The following is an 18,177-nucleotide window of genomic DNA, read 5'->3' on the forward strand; positions in this document are numbered from 1 at the left end:
GGGACGGGTGGGGCGGCAGATGGCCGCCCCACCAAGCTCGAAGCACGCCTCCCCGTAACGCCATTCTCGGAGAACCCTCATGGCGAAAAACTTCATCCAGCCGGGCAACGTCATCGACTACACCGCCGGCGCCAACCTGTCCTCGGGCGTGCCCCTGATCGTGGGCACCCTGCTGGCCATTCCGATCGCCGATATCGCCAATGGCGACACCGGCGCCGTACAGATCGAAGGCGTGTGGGAACTGCCCAAGCTCTCGACCGCCGTCGTCCCGGTCGGCGCTGCCGTCAACTGGGACTCGGGTGCCGGCGAAGTGATCATCGCCGCCGGCGGCGCGGGCGACCTCAACAGCTTCGGCATCGCGATCGAGGCGGCCGGCAATGGCGCGACCACGGTCAAGGTCAAGTTGACCCCCGGTAGCGGCGTCGCCGGCGCCTGATCGTGAGCGCACTGGCCCGCCATCGCTTCCCTGGGGCGACCCCCGCCCGTCGCCGCCTCGTCCCGGCGGCGGGTGGGGTGATCGCTTGCCTGGAGGCGCGCTGATGGCGGGCCGGCTGACCGACCGTGGCCTGGAGCGGGCTGCGCGCGTATTGGATGTGGAGGTCGCCGCCCTGCGCGCGGTGGTGGCGGTCGAGTCGGCGGGGCAGGGCTTCCTGCCCGATGGCCGGCCGAAGATCCTCTTCGAGTCGCACATCTTCAGCCGCCGCACGGGCGCTCGCTTCGACCGCAGCCATCCCGAGCTGTCCACGCCGATGCCGGCGCGGCAGTTCTACGCCCGTGACCAATACCTGCGGCTGTACCAAGCGGTGCAGCTGGACGCCGACGCCGCCATCCAGTCCTGCAGCTGGGGCCTGTTCCAGATCATGGGCTTCAACTACCAGGCCTGCGGCGAGGCCAGCCTGCACGGCTTCGTGCTGGCGATGAACCACAACGAAGACGCGCACCTGAACCTCGCGGCGAACCTGATCGCCGAACGGGGTTGGGACCGGCCCTTGCGCCGGCGTCAGTGGGACGAGTTCGCCCGCCAGTACAACGGGCCTGCCTTCAAGGAGAACCGCTACGACGAAAAGCTCGCGGCGGCCTACCAGCGCTATGCCCAGGGGGGAGCCTGATGCGCAACGAGCTGTTCGCCACCGTCATGTCCAAGCAGGTCCCCGCCGCCAGCGGGGCGGTGGGCATGGTCATCCTGGGCGTGCCCTACGGCGTCCTGATCGCGGCCCTGTTGGGCGCGACCCTGAGCTTCTACTTCCGCAAGGGCGAGCCCGAGACGCGTATCCCGCGCGTGGTGTTCGGGATCGTGGCAATGGCGTTCTCGGGTGCGTGGTTCTCGCTGGTGCTCCCGCACATCGACTTCCTCGGCTTGGGCGCCATGGCGGCCAAGGTCGACCCCAGCGCCCGCGCGGGCCTGTGCGCATTGGCGTTCCAGTCGATCTGGAACCTCGGCCACCGCTTCGTCGAGCGCAAGGTGGAGGCAACCTGACATGAGCTGGATCTGGACCACGTTGAACCTGATGGCCTGCGGCGTGATCTGGTTCGTGGCCATGTACTTCTACCTGCGTCACGGCCGCCCGCGCTGTGTGCGCCACCATGCCAGCCAGATCGCCTTGGTATTCGTGGCCGTCGGCGCGATGGCGATCGCCATTTCCGAGCTGCGCGGCCACCCCGCGCACTGGTGGGAGATCCTGTTCCGGATCGGCGTGGCGCTGCACATGGCGCACTGGCTGTGGCGCTGGCGCCTGCAGCGGGGGCGAATCGCATGACGCGCGTCGCGATCGCCTTGGCTATCGCCCTGGCTTTGTCGCTGCTGGCCAACGGGGCGCAGCTGTACCGCGCCGGCGGGGCCGGCGCGCGAAGCGACGCGGCCATGCAGGCGGCGCGGGATGCGGGCGCCATCGCCGCGTTGCACGGGCGGCTGGACGTCGTGAACGGCGTGGCCCGGGCCGCAGACACCGACAACGTTGCACTGCTGGCCGACCTGGCGACCCTGGTCGAGCGCGGCCGCGAGCGCGTCACCGAGTTCCGGACCGTGGAGCGCGCCTTGCCGCCGATGCCGGGCAACTGCGGCCCTGGTGCGGCACGGGTGGAGGCCTTCAACCGGCTCTCGGGGGCGACGCCGTGAGCCAGCTGCTGATGGCCGTGGCCCTCGCGCTGGCGCTCGCCGGCTGCGGGCCGAAGCGCCCCGGCCCGCCGTCGCCTGCCGTCCCGGCCCTGTGCAATGCGCTGTGCTACGTGCCCTGCGACACGCAGGCGCCCGCGTGGACGCCCCGCGACCCGGACAGCCCCGAGGCCTGGCGCGAACTGGGCGAGCAGGTCATCGCCCCTTTGGTGGGGCAGCTGACGCAGTGCGAGGCAGGCCGCAGGGCCTGCGCCCAATGCATCGAGCGCCACAAGGCCAGCGGGGTGCTGCTGTGATCCTGGACCCGGCATTCACCGACATGGACGACAGCCTCTTCGAGGTCTTCGGGGTCGATGGCACCGTCCAGCGCGGACTCGACGCGGCCGTTCCGGTCCGCCTGGTGATCGACGAGGGCGTAGCGCGCCTCGGGGACTACGGCCAGAAGATCGGCCAGGTCACGGTGGCGAGCTTCAAGGTGCCGCAGTGGCGGCCCAAGGTCGGCGACCTCGTGACCGTCGATGGGGTGGCCCGCAAGGTCGATGACATCGACAGCGACGACGGCTATGTCGCCCGGGTGGTGCTCCTTGGCTGACACCCCGATCCCCTGGGCGATCCTTCAGGCCATCCAGGCGCGCCTGCAGGTCATCAGCATCGCAAACGGCTACCACACCGATGCCGGTGAAGACGTTCGCATTGAGCCCAGCAAGACTGACTCGGACGCGCCGCTGATCACCATCTACAGCGGCAGCATCGTGGGCGACAACGAGCGCGTGCGTGGCCAGCGTGAGTTCGCCCTCATCATTGAGGCGCAGGTGCCGGTCGGGTTCGACAACGCGCACGCGCTGGTGGTGGCGATGACCGACGACATCGAGGCAGCCCTGGATCAGTGGCTCCCGTTGCCGGGGGCGCTTCCCCTGCACTGGCTGGAGGCGGTGTATCTGGACCGGCCGGAAGGCATGCCCGTGATGGCCTCGCAGTCGATGCTGCGCACGGGGTATCGGCGATGACGCGCCGGGACAACATCCGCTTCGAGCTGCAGGGCGAACTGGCAGCGGTGCGCAACGCCCAGGCACTGGGCGCGCAGTTGCCATACGTGCAGGACCGCGCGATTGCCACCCTCAAGCGCCGGCTGCCGGTGTTCGCGCGTCGCGATATCCAGGCCGAGTACAACCTGAAGGCCGGGCGCATCAACCAGGACCTCATCGTCCGCGGCGACGGTAACGGCATCTCGCTGTCCGGCCGCTGGGGCCGCGGCATCGGCTTGTTGAACTTCGGTGCCCGCCAGGTGCGCAAGGGCGTGACCGCCGCGATCTTCCGCGGCAAGCGCGAGTTGCACCAGGGGGCGTTCAAGGCGCGCCTTCTGAGCGGTAACACGCAGATCGTCACGCGGTCCGGCGCACCCCGGCCGATGACGGCGGGCCGCTACAAGGGCAAGCGCCGGGAGCCGTTGGCCGTCGAGTACGGCGCCACGATCGCCCAGGCCCTGGCCAAGGGGCGCCGCCCCGAACGCATCGCCGACTTCGCCCGCGGCGTGCTCGCCGCCGAGGTCGAGCGGCTGCGCGAATCCTACGAACGCCGTGGGCGCAAGAGCGCCAGCGGATGAACCCCGACCGGAGGCCTGCGGCCCCCGATTCCTTGACCTCATCGTTTAACCGGAGATCGCCGCGATGAAAGACTTCAGCTTCCAGGGCCGTATCGAGCTCGGCACCCGCCTCGCGGGCCCCAAGCCGGGCAAGCTGTTCTGGGTGGGCGACCAGTCGTCCTGTGACCTGACCTTCGAGACCGACACCGAAGACCGCACCGAGACCTACTCGGGCAACCGCCTGCAGTCCGCGCAGCTGACCACGGCCACCCGCGTCAGCCTGGAGCTGGTGCTGCGCTACGGCACGGCCGAGAACCTGCAACTGGGCCTGTACGCCACGCCGAACAACGTCGCCGGCGCCAGCGTGATGGACGAGCCGCTGCCGGATGCCCTGGCGGCGGGAGACCGCATCGTGCTGGCCAAGGGGGCCAACGTGTCGGCGCTGACGCTCAACGACGCCACCCCGGCGCCCGTGGACTCGGGCGACTTCGTGCTGGAAAACGCTGCCGGCGGGATCGTCCGGATCATCGATCCGACGGGCTACACCCAGCCGCTGACGGCCGACTACACCCATGAGGCCTTCATCAGTCTGCCGTTCTTCACCGCGCCGCCGCCGGAGCGCTACCTGTACCTGCACGGCATCAACACGCTCGACAACAGTCCCGTGCGCCTGCACCTGTACCGGGTGAAGTTCCAGCCGATCGCCAGCCTGCCGCTGATCAACTCCAGCTTCGGCGAGATCAGCCTGACCGGCACCGCGCTGTTCGACAGCGAAGGCGCGCTCGATCCGACCCTGGGCGGCTTCGGTCGCATGGAAATCCCGCAGGAGTCCTGATGGCCCGCAAGTTGCCCCGGGAGGATACCCCTCCTGCCGCGCCCGCGACGGAGTCTCCCGCCGTCCCCGATTCGGGGACGGCGGGCCTGGACACGCTCGCGCCCGACTTCACCACGCAGATCGCCGGCCGCGAGGTCACCTTCCGCGAGTACGGCTTCCTCGAGGGCCTGGGGATCGCCGAGCGTGCGAGTGACCTCATCGCCGACATGGTGACGCTCTGCGCCGACGGGACCATGCGCTACGCACGAGTCAGGCGCCTGTTCGGCAAGCATCGCGCCGTGGTGGTACCCATCGCCGCCGATTCGGCCGGCGTCGAGGCGGACTGGATCGAACGGCTGGAGCCGGCGGATTCGGAGCTGTTCTTCAGCACCTGGTTCACGGTGAACAGCGGTTTTTTCGTGCGCGAGGTGGCCGTGGACATGCGGGACGCGGCGTTGGCGGCCGCACATCGCGCGTCGACTGGTTCGAGCTCTTCGCCCGGCTCGCGGCGGCCGGGATCGGAGACCACGACCGCCTCGGGCGACTCACCGAGCGTCAACTGAGGGCCTACGACGCCGCCTTGGCCCGCCTGGAGCGCCGCACGCGCGCCAACGCGATCGAGGATGCCGCCGTGGCGCACTGGGGCGGCAAGGAAACGCCCAAGCGAATTGAGCGACTGAGGAAAGGCTGATGGCCACCCGCAACAGGGACTTCGAGATCGACCTGAAGATGCGCGCCGAGTTCGGCGAGGCGCAGCGCGAGCTGGTGCGTACGGAAAAACAGGTGAAGTCCTTGGCGCGCAGCCTGAGCCAGGCCAACCGAGACCTCGCCGGAGGCACGGTCGGCTCGAAGGCGGTGGACCGCACCACTCAGTCCATGGACAAGGCGACCCTGTCGGCGAAGCAACTCCAGCAGGCCACGCGCCAGCTGCCAGTGCAGTTCACCGACATCTTTACCGGGTTGGCCACCGGGCAGCGGCCGCTGCAGGTATTCCTGCAGCAGGGCGGCCAACTGAAGGACGTGTTCGGCGGCATTGGGCCGGCGGCGCGCGCCGCGGGGGGCTACTTACTGGGGCTGATCAACCCGCTGACGTTGTCGGCTGGCGCTGTTGCGGCCTTGGCCTACGCATGGAATGAAGGCAGCAAAGAATCCCAAGCCTTCAACGAGGCATTGATCGAGACCGGTGGAATCGTGGGGCTGACTTCAGATCGTCTCGCCGAGATGTCTCTGACGCTGTCCGATGGCGAGAACAGCCAGCGCAAGGTGGCTGCCACCCTGGCCGAGATCACGAAGTCCGGGAAGTTCACTGCGGACCAGGTTGCGGCGATCACTGGGGCCGCGCTGGATCTCCAACGGATCGGCGGAGTTGCGGTAGAGGAAGTCGTCGAACGATTTGCCAAGCTCGCCGACGAGCCGGTCAAGGCCGTTCTTGCGCTGAACGATGCGACGCACTTCCTGACGCTCGAGGTCTACGAACAAATCAAGGCTCTCGAGGAGCAGGGGCGCACGCAGGAAGCGGCCACGCTGGCCATGCAAACGTACGCAGACGAGGTCCAGCGCCGCACGTCGCAGATCGAGGATAACCTCGGCCTTCTCGAGAAGGCTTGGAGCCACATCACTCTGGCTGCCGACGCAGCGTGGGACAGCATGCTGGGTGTTGGGCGTGCCGAAACCGGGCAGGAAGCATTCGTCGGTCTTCAAGAGCAGATCCTCGCAATGGAGGAGGCGCTGCAGACCCGGGCAAGTGGTGGCTTCAGCTTGTCCTTCCTGCAGCTCAGTGATCAGGAGCTCAACTCCCGAATCGCGACCATGCGCGATCAAATGCGAGCGTTGTCGGACGCCAATGTCGAGGAGCAGAAGGCGGCAAACCGGCGAGCCGAAGCGCAGCGCGCCGAAGAGGCCGCAATCGCGCTCGACCAGGAGGCGGCCAAGTACGCCTCGGCGGAGGAGAAGCGCGCCCAGAGGATCGCCGCCGCGCGGCAGCAGGCCAACGATGCGGTCGAGGCGGCCATGGCGGCCGACAACAAGGATCTGGTGGCCAAGATCCGTGCCGACGAGGCGGCGATCATCGCCGGCATCGAAGCCGAGGCGAAGAAGCCCCGCAAGCGGCGGCCGAAGAAGGGCGAGGACCCCGACGCCGCGGCCAAGTCCGCGCTGGCCAACCTGCAGCGGCAGGTGGCGCTGCTGGGTGAGGTTGAGGACGGCGAGACTCGAGTCAGCGAAGAGGCTCGCGTCCGCTACGAGATCCAGTCCGGTGCCTATGCCAGCGCCAACGATGCGCTGAAGGCCCAACTCCTCGAGAACGCGAAGCTGCTCGATGCCGAGCGTGCCCGGCGTGACCAGGCAAAGGAGCAGAAGAAGGCGTTCGAGGAGGCCGAGAAGGCCTACGAGCGGATGCTGGACAGCCTGCGCACGCCGGCGGAGGTGGCGCTGGACACCGCGATCGAGCGCGTGCAGACGCTCAACGAAGCCATGCAGCGCGGCATCGGCGATGCCGGCGACTATGACGAGGCCCTCGAGCGGATCCTCAAGGACTCGTTCAAGGAGGCGCCGAAATTCCAGGGCCTGGCGCCGGAAGTGGCGGGGCCCTTCGGCGAGCTGGGCAAGATCAACGAAGCCCGCACCCAGCTGCAGGAGTGGTACGCCGAGCGCCTCCAGTTGCTCAGGGAGGCTCGTGAGACTGAGCACTTCACCAACGAGCAACTTAACGCCGCGGAACTGCAGACAGAGGCCGAGCACCAGGCAAAGCTGCGCCAGCTGCAGAGCGCCCAGTCCCAGGTGATGCTGGCCGGCGCGTCGGAGATGTTCGACGGCCTGGCGGGGATCGCCCGGGCCTACGGGGGCGAGCAGAGCAAGACCTACCGGGCCCTGTTCGCGCTGAGCAAGGGCTTCGCGGTGGCGCAGGCGGCCGTGGCGCTGGGCCAGAACGTGGCCGAGGCCAGCAAGGCGGGATACCCGCAGAACATCCCCCTGATCGCGGCCGCGTTCGCCCAGGGCGCGCAGATCGCTAGCCTGCTGGCAGCCGCGACCTATGGCGGTGGCGACGGGTACGCGACCGGTGGCCATGTCCGCGGCGCCGGTACCGGGACCAGCGACAGCATCAATGCGCGGTTGTCCGACTACGAATACGTGACCCGGGCCGCCGTGGTGCGCCAGCCCGGCGCGCTGCCGTTCCTGGAGGACTTCAACGAGCGCGGCATGGACGCGCTGTACGGGTGGACGCGGTTTGCCGATGGGGGCCTGTTCGAGTCGGCCAACGAGCCTCGGCTGCCGACGCCGCGCTACGACACCTATGCGCCGACGATCAGTCCCGAGATGAGCGTTGCGGTCATCAATGCGCTCGACCTGGATGACGTGGCCGAGCGGCTGGCCGGCAATCGCCGCTTCAAGAAGGCCGTCGTGAACACCGTGATCGAGGACCAGAACACCGTCCGCTCCGGGTGGGAGGGCTGATGGCTTTCACGCCGGGCGGGCCCGTGCCGTGGACCGTGCCGCCCGACTGGGCACGGCCGGTGCGTGAGTCGCTGGGGTGGGGCACCAACACGCTGCGGGCAAACACGACGGGCGCGTCGTTCCATGCCAGCCTGCGCGAGACGCCCGCGCGGGCCTTCGAGTTCGAGGTCTTCGACGAGGGCCTGCCCTGGCGCTTCGCGGACGCGCTCCTGCACTCCGCGAGCGGCCAGGCGATGCTGCTGCCAGTCTGGCCGGACCTGCAACTGGTCGGGCCGCTGACCAGCGGGCTGGGCAGCATCGCCTGCGCGACCGATGGCTACGACTTCACCGATGACGGGCTGGTCCTGCTCTGGGGCGGGGTCAACACGTGGGAGGTCCTGGAGGTGGCGACGGTCGATCCGGGCGCATTGGTGCTTGCATCGCCGACATCGCAGGCCTGGCCGCGCGGCACGCGTCTGTATCCGCTGCGGCGCGGCCGCGTCCGCAACGGCCTGCAGGAGACCGTGCGCGCCGACGACAAGGGCCGGCGCACGGTCCGATTCGAGGTCCGCGAGCCCTGCGCATGGCCCGCCGCGATGCCCGTGGCCACCTATCTGGGGCACCCCGTGCTGGAGTGGCGCCCGGACGATGGGGCAGACGAAGGGGGCAGCTACAACCGCCTCATGGCGGAAGTCAGCAACGGCCTCGGCGATCCGGTGGAGTTCGATCTCGCGGGTGTGCAGTTGCGTGGCAGCTCGATGGGATGGCAGCTGTGGGGCCGCGCCGACCAGTCCGCGGCGCGATCGCGCCTGTACGCGATGCGTGGCGGTGCGGTGCCCGTCTGGGTGCCCAGCTGGAAGCAGGACCTGCGTCTGGCCGCGCCCATCGGAGGCGCGTCCACCACGATGACGGTGGAGTGGACGGGCTACGCGGCGCTGGGTGCGTTGCAGCCCAACCGGCGGGATCTCCGCATCGAACTGAGGGACGGCACCGTGCTGTATCGACGGATCACGGGCGTGGCGGATGCCGGCGCCACGGAGAGCCTGTTCCTCGACGCGCCATTGGGCCTCGCGGTCGCACCCGGCCAGGTGCGGGCCATTTCCTACCTCACCCTGAGCGTGGGCCCCGACAGCCAGGAGATCGCCCACTACACCGATGCCGATGGCCATGCGCAGGTGAGCCTGTCCTTTTCCGCGGTGGTGCCCGATGTTTGAGGATCTCGAGCTCTCCCGCTTCTTCGGCCGCAAGGTCGCGCTATACCTGTTCAAACGCGGCGCGGTCGAACGGCGATTCACCAGCCGCGATCGCGACCTCACCATCGGCGGAGAGACCTACGTTGCCGCCGGCGGCATCTCGCACTCGGAGATCCGCCAGACGGCAGCCAGCCCTCAGAAGAACCAGCTGACGGTGACGGTGCCGTACCGGATGGACCCCGATGCGGCCGACCTCCCGGTCACGCAGGTGCTGGGCGACTGGTTCAACCCGTATCCGCCGGGGGAGCGGGTGCTGGTGACCGTGATGACGACGCACCTGGGCGACCCCGACGAACAGGTCAACGTGGAGTGGCTGGGCCGCGTCCTGGGCCCGAAGTTCACCGACACCACGCTCGAGCTGGCGTGCGACCCCTCCTACCGCAACGCCCGCACCAGCGGCCGCCAAGCGCGCATCGGGCGCAATTGCGACGTGCCGGTCTACAGCCAGGGCGAGGGCATGTGCAACCTCGACAAGGCCGCGCACGAGGTGCCGGCGACGCTCACCGCCGTCGCCGGGCTGGCGCTGACCGCACCCGAGTTCGCGGCGGCCCCGCGCAACCTCGGCGGCGGGTTCATCGAGTGGACCCGGCTCGATGGCCTTACCGAGCGCCGCACCATCTGGTCGCACGTCGGCGACACCGTCGTCGTGAACTTCGGCGCGGCCGACCTGGCGATCGGGCTGGACGTGTCGGCCTACCCCGGCTGCGCGCACAACAGCGAGGCCTGCGACAGCTACGGCAACGGCGCGAACTACCCGGGCTACAGGAACCTGCCCACCTCCGATCCGCTGCCCAGGAGCCAGGCATGGGGCTGATCGCGCGCAAGCTGCACTCGGCGTACTGGATGGCGCGCTACTGGGCGATGGACAAGTACGCCACGCCCTGCCGGCGAGCGGTGCTGGTGGCCGCGCTTGTCGTGCTTTCCGTCCAGGCGGTGGCGCTGTGGCAGGCCGCGCCGGTGGCGATCGCGCCGGGCGCGCCTCGAGGCGCCTGGGTGCAGGTCGTCATCCAGATCGCGCTGCTGGTGATCTCGGCCTACATCGCCTACGCCTCGCGGCCCAAGCCGCAGGTCCCCGATCCCGTGAGCGGGCAGGCGCCCGAGACGAAGGACGGCAAGGCGCTGAAGGAGCTGTTCGGCACGGTCTGGGTCGATGACAGCGCCATCGTCGGCTGGGCCAACGGCACGCCCGAACCGATCCGGAAGAAGGGAGGCAAGAAGTGATCGTGACCATGCGCCACGTGCGCACCATCCCTTACTTCCGCGCCCGGCCGGGCTTCTGCCTGCCCAAGACCCGCACCTGGTTCGGCGAACACGGCCTGGACTTCGCCGCGTTCATCCGCGAAGGCCTCGACGAGGCGGTGCTGCTGGCCACCGGCGACGGCATGGCCGAGGCGCTGGTGCGCTGGGCCCACGAATGCGAGGCGGCCAATGGGCAGTAGCAAGAAGCAGACTGTCGGCTACTGGTACCACCCGGCCATCCACATGGTACTGGGCAAGGGCCCGATCGACGCGGTGCTGAAGATCCGCGGCGGCGATGTCGACGCCTGGTCGGGCGAAGCCACCAGCAACGCGACCATCACCATCGACCGCCCGAACCTGTGGGGCGGGGAGGAGGCCGAAGGCGGCATCCAGGGCGACGTCGATCTGATGTTCGGCGCGCCCGACCAGATGCCCAATCCCGCGATCAGCAGCCTGATAGGCCCAGACAGCTCGGCGCACCGCGGCCACGCCGCGCTGCTGTTCAAGGGCGGCCGCTACGGCGCGATGAACCCGTACCCCAAGCCGCTGTCGGTGATGGTGCGCCGGATCCTGAAGGGCTGGGACGGGGACACGTGCTGGTATCCGGAGACTGCCGCGGTGCCTGTCGGAGGGCGAGCGCTTACGTTCGCTGAGACTTTCAGCACCGGCCTTGCGGAATATGCCGAAGTCCAAGGTTCGAAGTCCGCCTTCAGCGTGTCGGCGAACCAGATTCGAATGCTTCCCACAACTGCATCACGCAGCATCATCGCCCGCTCGATCCCTGCTGCCCAGTTCGGCGCCTTGTCGTTTCGAGTTCGCGTCGAGTCGATCGGTGCGGGCAATTCCGGGATCGTCCAGGTCTACAGTGCCGATGGCACATACATCCATGGATTCAACGCAGGCTGGCCGGGCAGTGGTCTCCGCCCCCTCGTGGGGTACAACTCCGGGGGAGGGCCCACCGCTTCGTTGGGTTCCACCGAACTTCCGACGGGCAAATGGTTTCGCTACCGCGCGGTCTACGACCCCCGACTTCAGGTGCTCACTTGCACGCTCACGGATGAGGAGACCGACGCCGTCTGGGGAGAGGTGGCGTTGGAGGGCCCAGCCCTGCCGATTGCGTCGCTCAGGTTCTGGACAGATGGGCCAGGACGTGACGTAACGATCGCCGACGTAATGGTGGAGGGCTACTTGGGCGATGCGATAAACCCAGCCCATCTCCTCTACTACAGCCTGACCGCCGCGAACATGCAGGGTGAGCCGGTCGAGCTGATCAACGAAGCGAGCTTCCGGGCCGCAGCGGATCAGCTATACGGGGAGGCGTTCGGACTCTGCACCGAGTGGGATCCGGACAAGGAGACGGTCGAGCAGTTCCGGCAACGGATCTGCAACGTGATCGCTGCGAACTGCACGCGCAGCACAGTCGACGGCCAGTGGTACGTGGACCTTGTCCGAGGGAACTACGTCCTCGAGGACCTGCCCATCCTCACCGACGATGACATCCTCGACTTCGAGGCGGAGCCTACGGTCATGGATGACGCGGTCAATCAGGTTGCTGTGAAGTGGTTCGACCCCTCGACCAAGCAGGCGCGGACGACCGCTCCCCTGCATGCACTGGGCGCAGTTGAGGCCAGCGGCGTCAATGCCGAGACGATCGACTACAGCGCCATTCCGACTGAGTCCCTGGCATTGCGCGTCGCGGAGCGTGACCTGCGCTCCAAGTCGACCCCGCTCTGGCGCTATACGCTCACGACGAACAGGCGGCCCTACAACTGGCGCCTCGGGACCTACTTTCGCTTGCAGGCCCCCAAGCGCGGGATCGCGGACAGCGTGTGCCTCGTCGGCGACATCGGCAAAGGGACGCTGCGCAGCGGCGCAATCTCGTTGGTGGCCACGCAGGATGTATTCGCGATGCCGGCGGCCACCTATGTGATAGGCGAGCCTCCTGTGCCCCCGCCTGACCGCACGCCCGTCCCGGTCACTGAGCAGGCAGCCTTCGAGGCACCGTATGTGGAGCTGGCCCGCACGTTGCCTGCAGCTGAACTGGCCGCGCTGGCAGAGGAGGCCGGCTACCTCCTGACCGTTGGGGGACGGCCCGCGGCGGGGACCAACTACCGCCTCGCCACGCGCCCGGCCGGCGGCGAGTACGAGCTGCAGGACCTCTTCGATTGGTGTCCTTGGGCGACGCTTGCTGCGCCGATCGGTCGAATGGACGTGTCGGCAACGCTTGTCGAGGGCCAGTTGCTCGACAGGGTGTCTGTGGGATCGGCGGTGCTGCTTGGCACTGAGATTGGCCGCGTAGATGCCCTGGACGCAGGTGCCCTGACGCTGAGCCTGGGCCGGGGATGTGGTGACACCGTCGAGGCGACGCATCCGGCGGGCACCCGCCTTTGGTTCTTCGACAACTGGTCGGGCACCGACCTGGTGGAGTACGTCACTGCTGAAGAGGCGAACGCCAAACTACTGACGCGCACCGGGACCGCCGAGCTGCCGCTCGCGGATGCTTCAGAGCTCGCGGTGACATTCGACCAGCGCGCCTTCCGACCGTACCCGCCGGCAGCGTTGGAGCTCAATGGGTTGCCCGAACCCGCGTATCTGACCGGGCTGGTCACCGCCACGTGGCGCCACCGCGATCGTTTGTCGCAAGCCGACCAGTTGATCGATCAGACCGTGGGCTCGATCGGACCGGAAGCGGGCACGACCTATACCGCGAGGTGGTACCTGGATGACGTGTTGGAGGCGACCCAGTCCGGGATCAGTGACACCACCACCAACTTCACGCCATCGGGCGATGGGAGCGTGCGCGTTGAAGTGGAGGCCACTCGAGACGGAATTTCCAGTTGGCAGGCGCAGGTACGCACCTTTGCCTACACGGTCACTCCGGCAGAGCCCTGGGAACTGCAGTCGGGCGGCGTTCTGCAACAGCAGGACAACACAACGATCTATCTGATGGGATAACACGATGGCCAAGATTCCAGAACTCGACTTGCCCGGTACCGTCCGGCCCTGGTGGATGACCGCGGTCGTGACAGGGCAGAACAGCAATGCCCGCCTCCCGCTATCGCACTTAGGGGCTCTGCCTCGGGGCGATATTGCCCTGTCGATGGTGAACTACCTGGCCGACACCAGCGCCACGACAGACGCCGACCCCGGCGCCGGCAACCTGCGCTGGAACAACGCAACGCAGGCCAGTGCCGATGAGGTGTACCTCAGCGATGCCGACGCGGACGCAAGCGACCATTCGGCCGTGTGGGGTGCGCTCGAGCCTGGCGGCTACCTGTACCTGTACCGGGCCGATGATCTCGACGTGTGGCAGCAGTGGCAGATCACGGCCGTCACCGATGCCAGTGGCTATGCCAAGCTCGCCGTCACCCTGCAGGCGTCTGCTGGCAGCTTTGCAGATGACGCGGCGATCGTCGCTACGGTCCAGCAGCCAGATCCCGCCCCCGGTGTAGACCGCAATGCCGTGACGAGCCCGGTAAGCGCCTCAGGCACGCTGACGCTGGATGCATCGCTGGGTGACTACTTCAAATCCAACCTGACCGAGAACGTCACCAACCTCGTCATCAGCAACGTCCCAGCCGCCTGCACCTTGGCGCTCTGGCTTACACAGGACGCGACCGCGCGCACCGTGGCATGGCCGGCGTCCTTCAACTGGGGCAGCGGCGTTTCGGCTCCGAGCATGCCGGTTACCGCTGGCGCCGTGCTCTATGTGATCGCGACGACCAACAACGCAGGCGGCACGTGGGACGTGAGCGCGCGGGTGCGGGCGTGAGCGCCCTGGCTCATCAGCATTTGATGTTGGCTGCGGGTTCGCCGGCGTCCTACGCGTATTGGAACCCGGCCGACAAGGCGGCCAGTGCCACGCTCTCCGATTCCAACAAGGTCGTCACCGCTTCAGCGGGAACAACATCGTGGGTCCGGTCGGTAACCAGCAAGAACGCGGGCAAGTGGCGCATCCAGCTGGTGAACCTCAATCAGCTCGATACGAGCGGCGTTGGGTTTGCCACCTCGGGACCCACCGGGTCCTTCCTAGGGGGAACCGCGGCGGGCTGGGGTCTCTTCGGAAACTACGGCAGCATCCTGCGTCTCTACAACAATAACGCGATCCTCGCGTCCCCCGGTGTTGTGTTCGCGACGAATGACGTCATTGATCTCTTGCTGGACATTGGCGCAGGAAAAGCGTGGTGGCGACGAAACGGAACGGTAGTGTTCGGCAACCCCGTGGCGGGCACGACGCCAATGGCAACATTTACCCCCGGCACATCGATCTTCGTTGCTGCCGACCCGTTCGCGAATGCGGCGTCGTGGCGGCTGCGGACGGATCCGGCGGAAATGACTGGAGCGTCGGTCTCCGGCTTCGTCGACGGTTGGCCTGTATGAGGTAGTTCCGCAAAGACGAGGCGGCGGACCCGGTGCGCCAACACCGAACCCGCCGCCGCAATCCACGCGATCAGCCGCGTGCCATTGGCCGAGGCCCCGTCTCCCCCGCAGGGGACTGGGAGCCTCGTCCAGCCCCTCTTATAGCCAGATCGCACTCACCGGCACTCTGATCCGAACCAATGCACCTCGCCCAAGAGAATGACGTTGGCCTCATCCACGCCCAAAGTTCGTTGCGCAGGTTTGCAGGGGTTTCGCAAGGAAGGAGCGTGTAATGAGACAGATCGCCTACCTAGCAGTCTTGTTTATGGTTTCCACTGGCTTGCATGCCGCATCCCCACTGAGTCCAGAGGTATGCCAGGGCTTCGCAAGGGAGCCTCTGATGGATTCCAGGAGTTTCATGGCAGCCGCTTACAACTACCAGCAGCACATGGAGATGGTGTGCAGGAACACGTCAAAAGGCACGGAGGCGAAGTTTGGGCTAGCGTCATCCTTCTCAACAATAGTCAACTACGTTCCAGTTTCTGGGTCTGGTAGCGCCGACCTCGCATATAAGAAGTCCTATGTCGACGGATACTGTCGACATATTGAAGGTATGTCAGAGGAAAGCCGGAGGGTGGCGTTCTCAAGTCAAGAGTTCAGCGCAAACATGAAAGAGACGACACAGAGCTGCCTTGAGATTGTAAAGGCGGCCGCGCTGGATCGCGCTAGGATCTTTGCGTACGCGGAGCCAAACAATTCCCAATTGACGTCGTACGTCGTAACTGTGGACGTGAAGCCCAGTCCAAGGCAGGAGGTCGAGCTTACGGGCTATTCAAGCAACGGCGCGGTATGCAGTTTTCGAGGTCAGCCTGTCGAGAAGATGGAACTAAACCTCGACGGATCTACAATGTTTGTTTGCAACAAGCTGGGCGACGAAGGTACTTCTCTTGTTCTTCACACGGCAAAGATGGGTGATGTCTCGGTCCGGTTGCCTGGGCAGACAGATGCGAAGATCGAAACCATGCAAGTGCAAATCGACTCGCTTTCAAACATGCTCCGCCATCAGGCTGAGCGTGAGGTGATCTTGTCAAACTGCGAGTTTCCAACCGGAGATGCCTACAATGTTACGAATATCGGATGGAATCTTCCCTCGTACAACAACATGTGGAACAAGATGGATCATCCTGTGAACGCAGATTGTCCATCAGGCAAGGTTATCATCGGCGTTAACTCGGCACATAGGAATGAATACGAGGATCGACAGTGGCGGTATAAATGTTGCACAGTTGAGCTGTCTCCTTGAATGTATTATGCGTCATGATAGTTTACTGGAAGGGCGTTCCGCGCGCCCTTCCAGCTTTTCAGATTGCTTCAAAGTACGAATCCTAGAATGTGAGACGGGCGCCTTGCAGATTTCGAGCATGCTTCCCGAAGGCTTTCATTGGACGAAGCGCAGCCAGTACGACGAAAAAGGCACCGCAGTGGTGCTGGGCGACGTCCAGGTGGCCATGCTGCTCGATCGCGTGGATGGCGGCTGGATAGCGCGCCTGAACTCACACTGGCCCGTAGATGCTCCGCTTGTGACCCGGCGGTGCCAAAGCAAGGCCAGCGGTGCCGCTGGCATCGAACAGTGGGTCTGCCGCCACGAGGCGCGGCTCAGGGCCGAGGCCGGCGCTTTGGCCAAGGTGGCACCCCACGGGCGTAAACTAGCCCCATGAATGCCAACCCTTACGCCTCCCTCGATGACCTGCTCGTGCGCTGCGACGCGCTCGAGGCGCAGCTCTCCGCGCTGCGCGTCGAGTGCCCGGAGGAGGGCGACTTCTGGAGCGCCTTCGCCGGCATTGCCGACGAGATCATCGAGGATGCGAACCGGGCGGACGCCGCCGGCGACCTGAACGCGGTGCACTGGCTGCCGGTGAACGCCCGGCTGGTCGAGATGCTGGACGCCCAGGGCATCAGGCACGACCTGCAGCGGCTGGCGTGAATCCCGGCCGTCAGTCTTGCATCTGACTATGTCAGCTCTTTCCTGCGTTTCCTACATGCAGTCTCTTAAGCACTTTGGTCTTTGAACCCGAGTGAGTTATCGCAGCATAGATCAGTGGGCAGTCCAGCTTATGAAGAAGCTCGTCTTGGTTGGTCGAGCCCGTCCATTGACTTCCCACTTTCAGCTCGTAAGGAAGATGTCCGCCAAAAGGGAGGGGTACGTACCGTGCAGCATACTTCTTTCTGCGAACAAGCCGGTGCCACTTTGACTTGTAACCATAGAACGCAAGATGTGTGAGCGTCGTTGCACGATCGCCCGTGTTTGAAACTTCGACAAACACTTGAGTTCCGAGGCTGGGGGCGCTGTGTCGCTTGTTGGGCACCAAGTTCATTGAGATGGATGCCCCAGAAGACTTCCACTTATAAAAATCCCAAAGGAGGACAACCGTGGCGACAATCGCGCCCCACCAGGCGGCAACTGCAGATGCGTCCATAGATCCCCCTTTTTGCGGCACCAATTGCGAGCTTAGCGCTAAGCGGCAAGCCGGTGTTCATAGAACGGGTGTCGCTTGTCGTCGAAGATGGCGTACAGGGCGGCGAGGTCGGCTGGGTCCGGCTGCAGCCAGGCTTCCAGGTGTTCGGGCTTGATGTTGATGATCGTGCGGTCGTGGCCGGCAGCGGCGACTTCGGGCTCCGGCTCGTCGGTGATAGCCGCGAATGACAGCAGGCCCGGCTCCTTCCCCTTGGGGTCGGTCCAGTGCGACCACAGGCAGGCCACCAGCATCGGCTCACCGGTGCGCGGCTCGAATTCGAGGACCTGGTTGGCGCCGTCCGGCCCCTCGACGTTCTCGTAGAACCGGTCGGCGACCATGATTCCGTGGCGGTAGCCGAACTGCTCCTTCCAGAAGCCCTCCAGGTTGTCCCGCCTGGCGTTGTAGGTGCCCGGGTACTTCCGGTCGTATAACGAGGGCTTGCCCGCGGGCCGGCACTGGTAGCGCATCAGTTTCACTTGGCGCTTCCCGCCCTCGATCACCAGCACCGGGCAGTAGACCCCTGGGTAGATCCGGTGGTCCTGCTCTGATGCCTTCCCGGCGATCGTGTCCAGCCGGCGCCGGGCCGCCTTCACCTTGTTCGTGCCGATGCGCACGTCCTCAGCGGCCTTCTTGGTGGCCTTGGCCTGCAGGGCCCGCTCGCCGTCGGCGACGCGCTTGCGTTGGCTGAAAAGCTCGCGTGTCAGGCCGTCGACCTCAGCGGCATCCCACTGGCGGATGAGCTCGGCCACCTCGGGTGGCCCGTGCTCGAGGATGTCGCGCTCCGCCGCGCGCGGGACCTTGGGCCGGCGACCCACCGGCCGGCCATCGTCGCCCCAGTACGTCTTCACATAGGTCTCGATGTCCATGAT

General features: G+C 66.4%; 23 protein-coding genes. 22 read left to right on the forward strand and 1 reads right to left on the reverse strand.

From position 1 onward, the window contains the following. The first annotated feature begins 79 nt into the window (after positions 1-79). The 22 genes from FKV25_RS02025 to FKV25_RS02130 all read left to right on the forward strand — a co-directional run bounded on the left by FKV25_RS02025 (position 80) and on the right by FKV25_RS02130 (position 16,776). Entirely contained in the window at positions 80-436 is a 357-nt protein-coding gene (locus tag FKV25_RS02025; RefSeq protein ID WP_141517120.1) for a DUF2190 family protein, read from the forward strand. Positions 437-539: 103 nt separating this feature from the next. Further along, positions 540-1,109, forward strand: coding sequence for an N-acetylmuramidase family protein (locus FKV25_RS02030; protein ID WP_141517121.1), 570 nt, complete (start codon positions 540-542; stop codon positions 1,107-1,109). Further along, complete coding sequence (locus tag FKV25_RS02035; RefSeq protein WP_141517122.1) at positions 1,109-1,477, forward strand: hypothetical protein; 369 nt, start codon at positions 1,109-1,111, stop codon at positions 1,475-1,477. The genes FKV25_RS02030 and FKV25_RS02035 overlap by 1 nt, the downstream gene beginning before the upstream one ends. 1 nt (position 1,478) lies before the next feature. After that, on the forward strand, positions 1,479-1,757 hold the full coding sequence (locus tag FKV25_RS02040; protein ID WP_141517123.1) for a hypothetical protein: 279 nt from the start codon (positions 1,479-1,481) through the stop codon (positions 1,755-1,757). After that, positions 1,754-2,116, forward strand: coding sequence for a hypothetical protein (locus FKV25_RS02045; protein ID WP_141517124.1), 363 nt, complete (start codon positions 1,754-1,756; stop codon positions 2,114-2,116). The genes FKV25_RS02040 and FKV25_RS02045 overlap by 4 nt, the downstream gene beginning before the upstream one ends. Next, entirely contained in the window at positions 2,113-2,409 is a 297-nt protein-coding gene (locus tag FKV25_RS02050) for a hypothetical protein (protein WP_141517125.1), read from the forward strand. Before FKV25_RS02045 ends, FKV25_RS02050 begins: the two co-directional genes overlap by 4 nt. A 23-nt stretch (positions 2,410-2,432) precedes the next feature. Further along, complete coding sequence (locus tag FKV25_RS02055) at positions 2,433-2,705, forward strand: head-tail joining protein (protein ID WP_141517126.1); 273 nt, start codon at positions 2,433-2,435, stop codon at positions 2,703-2,705. Beyond that, entirely contained in the window at positions 2,698-3,120 is a 423-nt protein-coding gene (locus tag FKV25_RS02060; protein ID WP_141517127.1) for a hypothetical protein, read from the forward strand. Before FKV25_RS02055 ends, FKV25_RS02060 begins: the two co-directional genes overlap by 8 nt. Next, positions 3,117-3,716, forward strand: coding sequence for a hypothetical protein (locus FKV25_RS02065; RefSeq protein WP_141517128.1), 600 nt, complete (start codon positions 3,117-3,119; stop codon positions 3,714-3,716). The genes FKV25_RS02060 and FKV25_RS02065 overlap by 4 nt, the downstream gene beginning before the upstream one ends. Positions 3,717-3,780: 64 nt before the next feature. Beyond that, entirely contained in the window at positions 3,781-4,530 is a 750-nt protein-coding gene (locus FKV25_RS02070; protein WP_141517129.1) for a phage tail tube protein, read from the forward strand. Further along, the gene (locus tag FKV25_RS02075) at positions 4,530-5,072 is read left to right on the forward strand and encodes a DUF6631 family protein (protein ID WP_141517130.1); all 543 of its coding nucleotides are present in this window, start codon (positions 4,530-4,532) and stop codon (positions 5,070-5,072) included. The genes FKV25_RS02070 and FKV25_RS02075 overlap by 1 nt, the downstream gene beginning before the upstream one ends. A 127-nt stretch (positions 5,073-5,199) precedes the next feature. Further along, positions 5,200-7,962, forward strand: a complete 2,763-nt coding sequence (locus tag FKV25_RS02080; RefSeq protein ID WP_141517131.1) for a phage tail length tape measure family protein — start codon at positions 5,200-5,202, stop codon at positions 7,960-7,962. After that, positions 7,962-9,155, forward strand: a complete 1,194-nt coding sequence (locus FKV25_RS02085) for a hypothetical protein (RefSeq protein ID WP_141517132.1) — start codon at positions 7,962-7,964, stop codon at positions 9,153-9,155. Before FKV25_RS02080 ends, FKV25_RS02085 begins: the two co-directional genes overlap by 1 nt. Next, on the forward strand, positions 9,148-10,008 hold the full coding sequence (locus tag FKV25_RS02090; protein WP_141517133.1) for a phage BR0599 family protein: 861 nt from the start codon (positions 9,148-9,150) through the stop codon (positions 10,006-10,008). Before FKV25_RS02085 ends, FKV25_RS02090 begins: the two co-directional genes overlap by 8 nt. Continuing rightward, positions 9,999-10,415, forward strand: coding sequence for a hypothetical protein (locus tag FKV25_RS02095; protein WP_141517134.1), 417 nt, complete (start codon positions 9,999-10,001; stop codon positions 10,413-10,415). Before FKV25_RS02090 ends, FKV25_RS02095 begins: the two co-directional genes overlap by 10 nt. Before the next feature lie 2 nt (positions 10,416-10,417). Further along, a complete protein-coding gene (locus tag FKV25_RS02100) occupies positions 10,418-10,633 on the forward strand; it encodes a hypothetical protein (RefSeq protein ID WP_141517135.1) in 216 nt (71 codons plus the stop codon). Further along, positions 10,623-13,388, forward strand: a complete 2,766-nt coding sequence (locus FKV25_RS02105) for a phage tail protein (protein ID WP_141517136.1) — start codon at positions 10,623-10,625, stop codon at positions 13,386-13,388. The genes FKV25_RS02100 and FKV25_RS02105 overlap by 11 nt, the downstream gene beginning before the upstream one ends. A gap of 4 nt (positions 13,389-13,392) precedes the next feature. After that, entirely contained in the window at positions 13,393-14,205 is an 813-nt protein-coding gene (locus tag FKV25_RS02110) for a hypothetical protein (RefSeq protein ID WP_141517137.1), read from the forward strand. Beyond that, complete coding sequence (locus tag FKV25_RS02115; protein WP_141517138.1) at positions 14,202-14,813, forward strand: SPRY domain-containing protein; 612 nt, start codon at positions 14,202-14,204, stop codon at positions 14,811-14,813. The genes FKV25_RS02110 and FKV25_RS02115 overlap by 4 nt, the downstream gene beginning before the upstream one ends. Before the next feature lie 271 nt (positions 14,814-15,084). After that, positions 15,085-16,095, forward strand: coding sequence for a hypothetical protein (locus tag FKV25_RS02120; RefSeq protein ID WP_141517139.1), 1,011 nt, complete (start codon positions 15,085-15,087; stop codon positions 16,093-16,095). Between the two features lie 118 nt (positions 16,096-16,213). After that, positions 16,214-16,510, forward strand: a complete 297-nt coding sequence (locus tag FKV25_RS02125; RefSeq protein WP_141517140.1) for a hypothetical protein — start codon at positions 16,214-16,216, stop codon at positions 16,508-16,510. Further along, on the forward strand, positions 16,507-16,776 hold the full coding sequence (locus FKV25_RS02130) for a hypothetical protein (RefSeq protein WP_141517141.1): 270 nt from the start codon (positions 16,507-16,509) through the stop codon (positions 16,774-16,776). The genes FKV25_RS02125 and FKV25_RS02130 overlap by 4 nt, the downstream gene beginning before the upstream one ends. Positions 16,777-17,307: 531 nt before the next feature. Here FKV25_RS02130 and FKV25_RS02135 read toward each other — a convergent pair. Further along, a partial coding sequence (locus FKV25_RS02135; protein ID WP_141517142.1) for an SOS response-associated peptidase family protein occupies positions 17,308-18,177 on the reverse strand: 870 nt, incomplete at its 5' end.

It is taken from the genome of Marilutibacter aestuarii, assembly GCF_006546775.1.
Taxonomy (GTDB): domain Bacteria; phylum Pseudomonadota; class Gammaproteobacteria; order Xanthomonadales; family Xanthomonadaceae; genus Marilutibacter; species Marilutibacter aestuarii.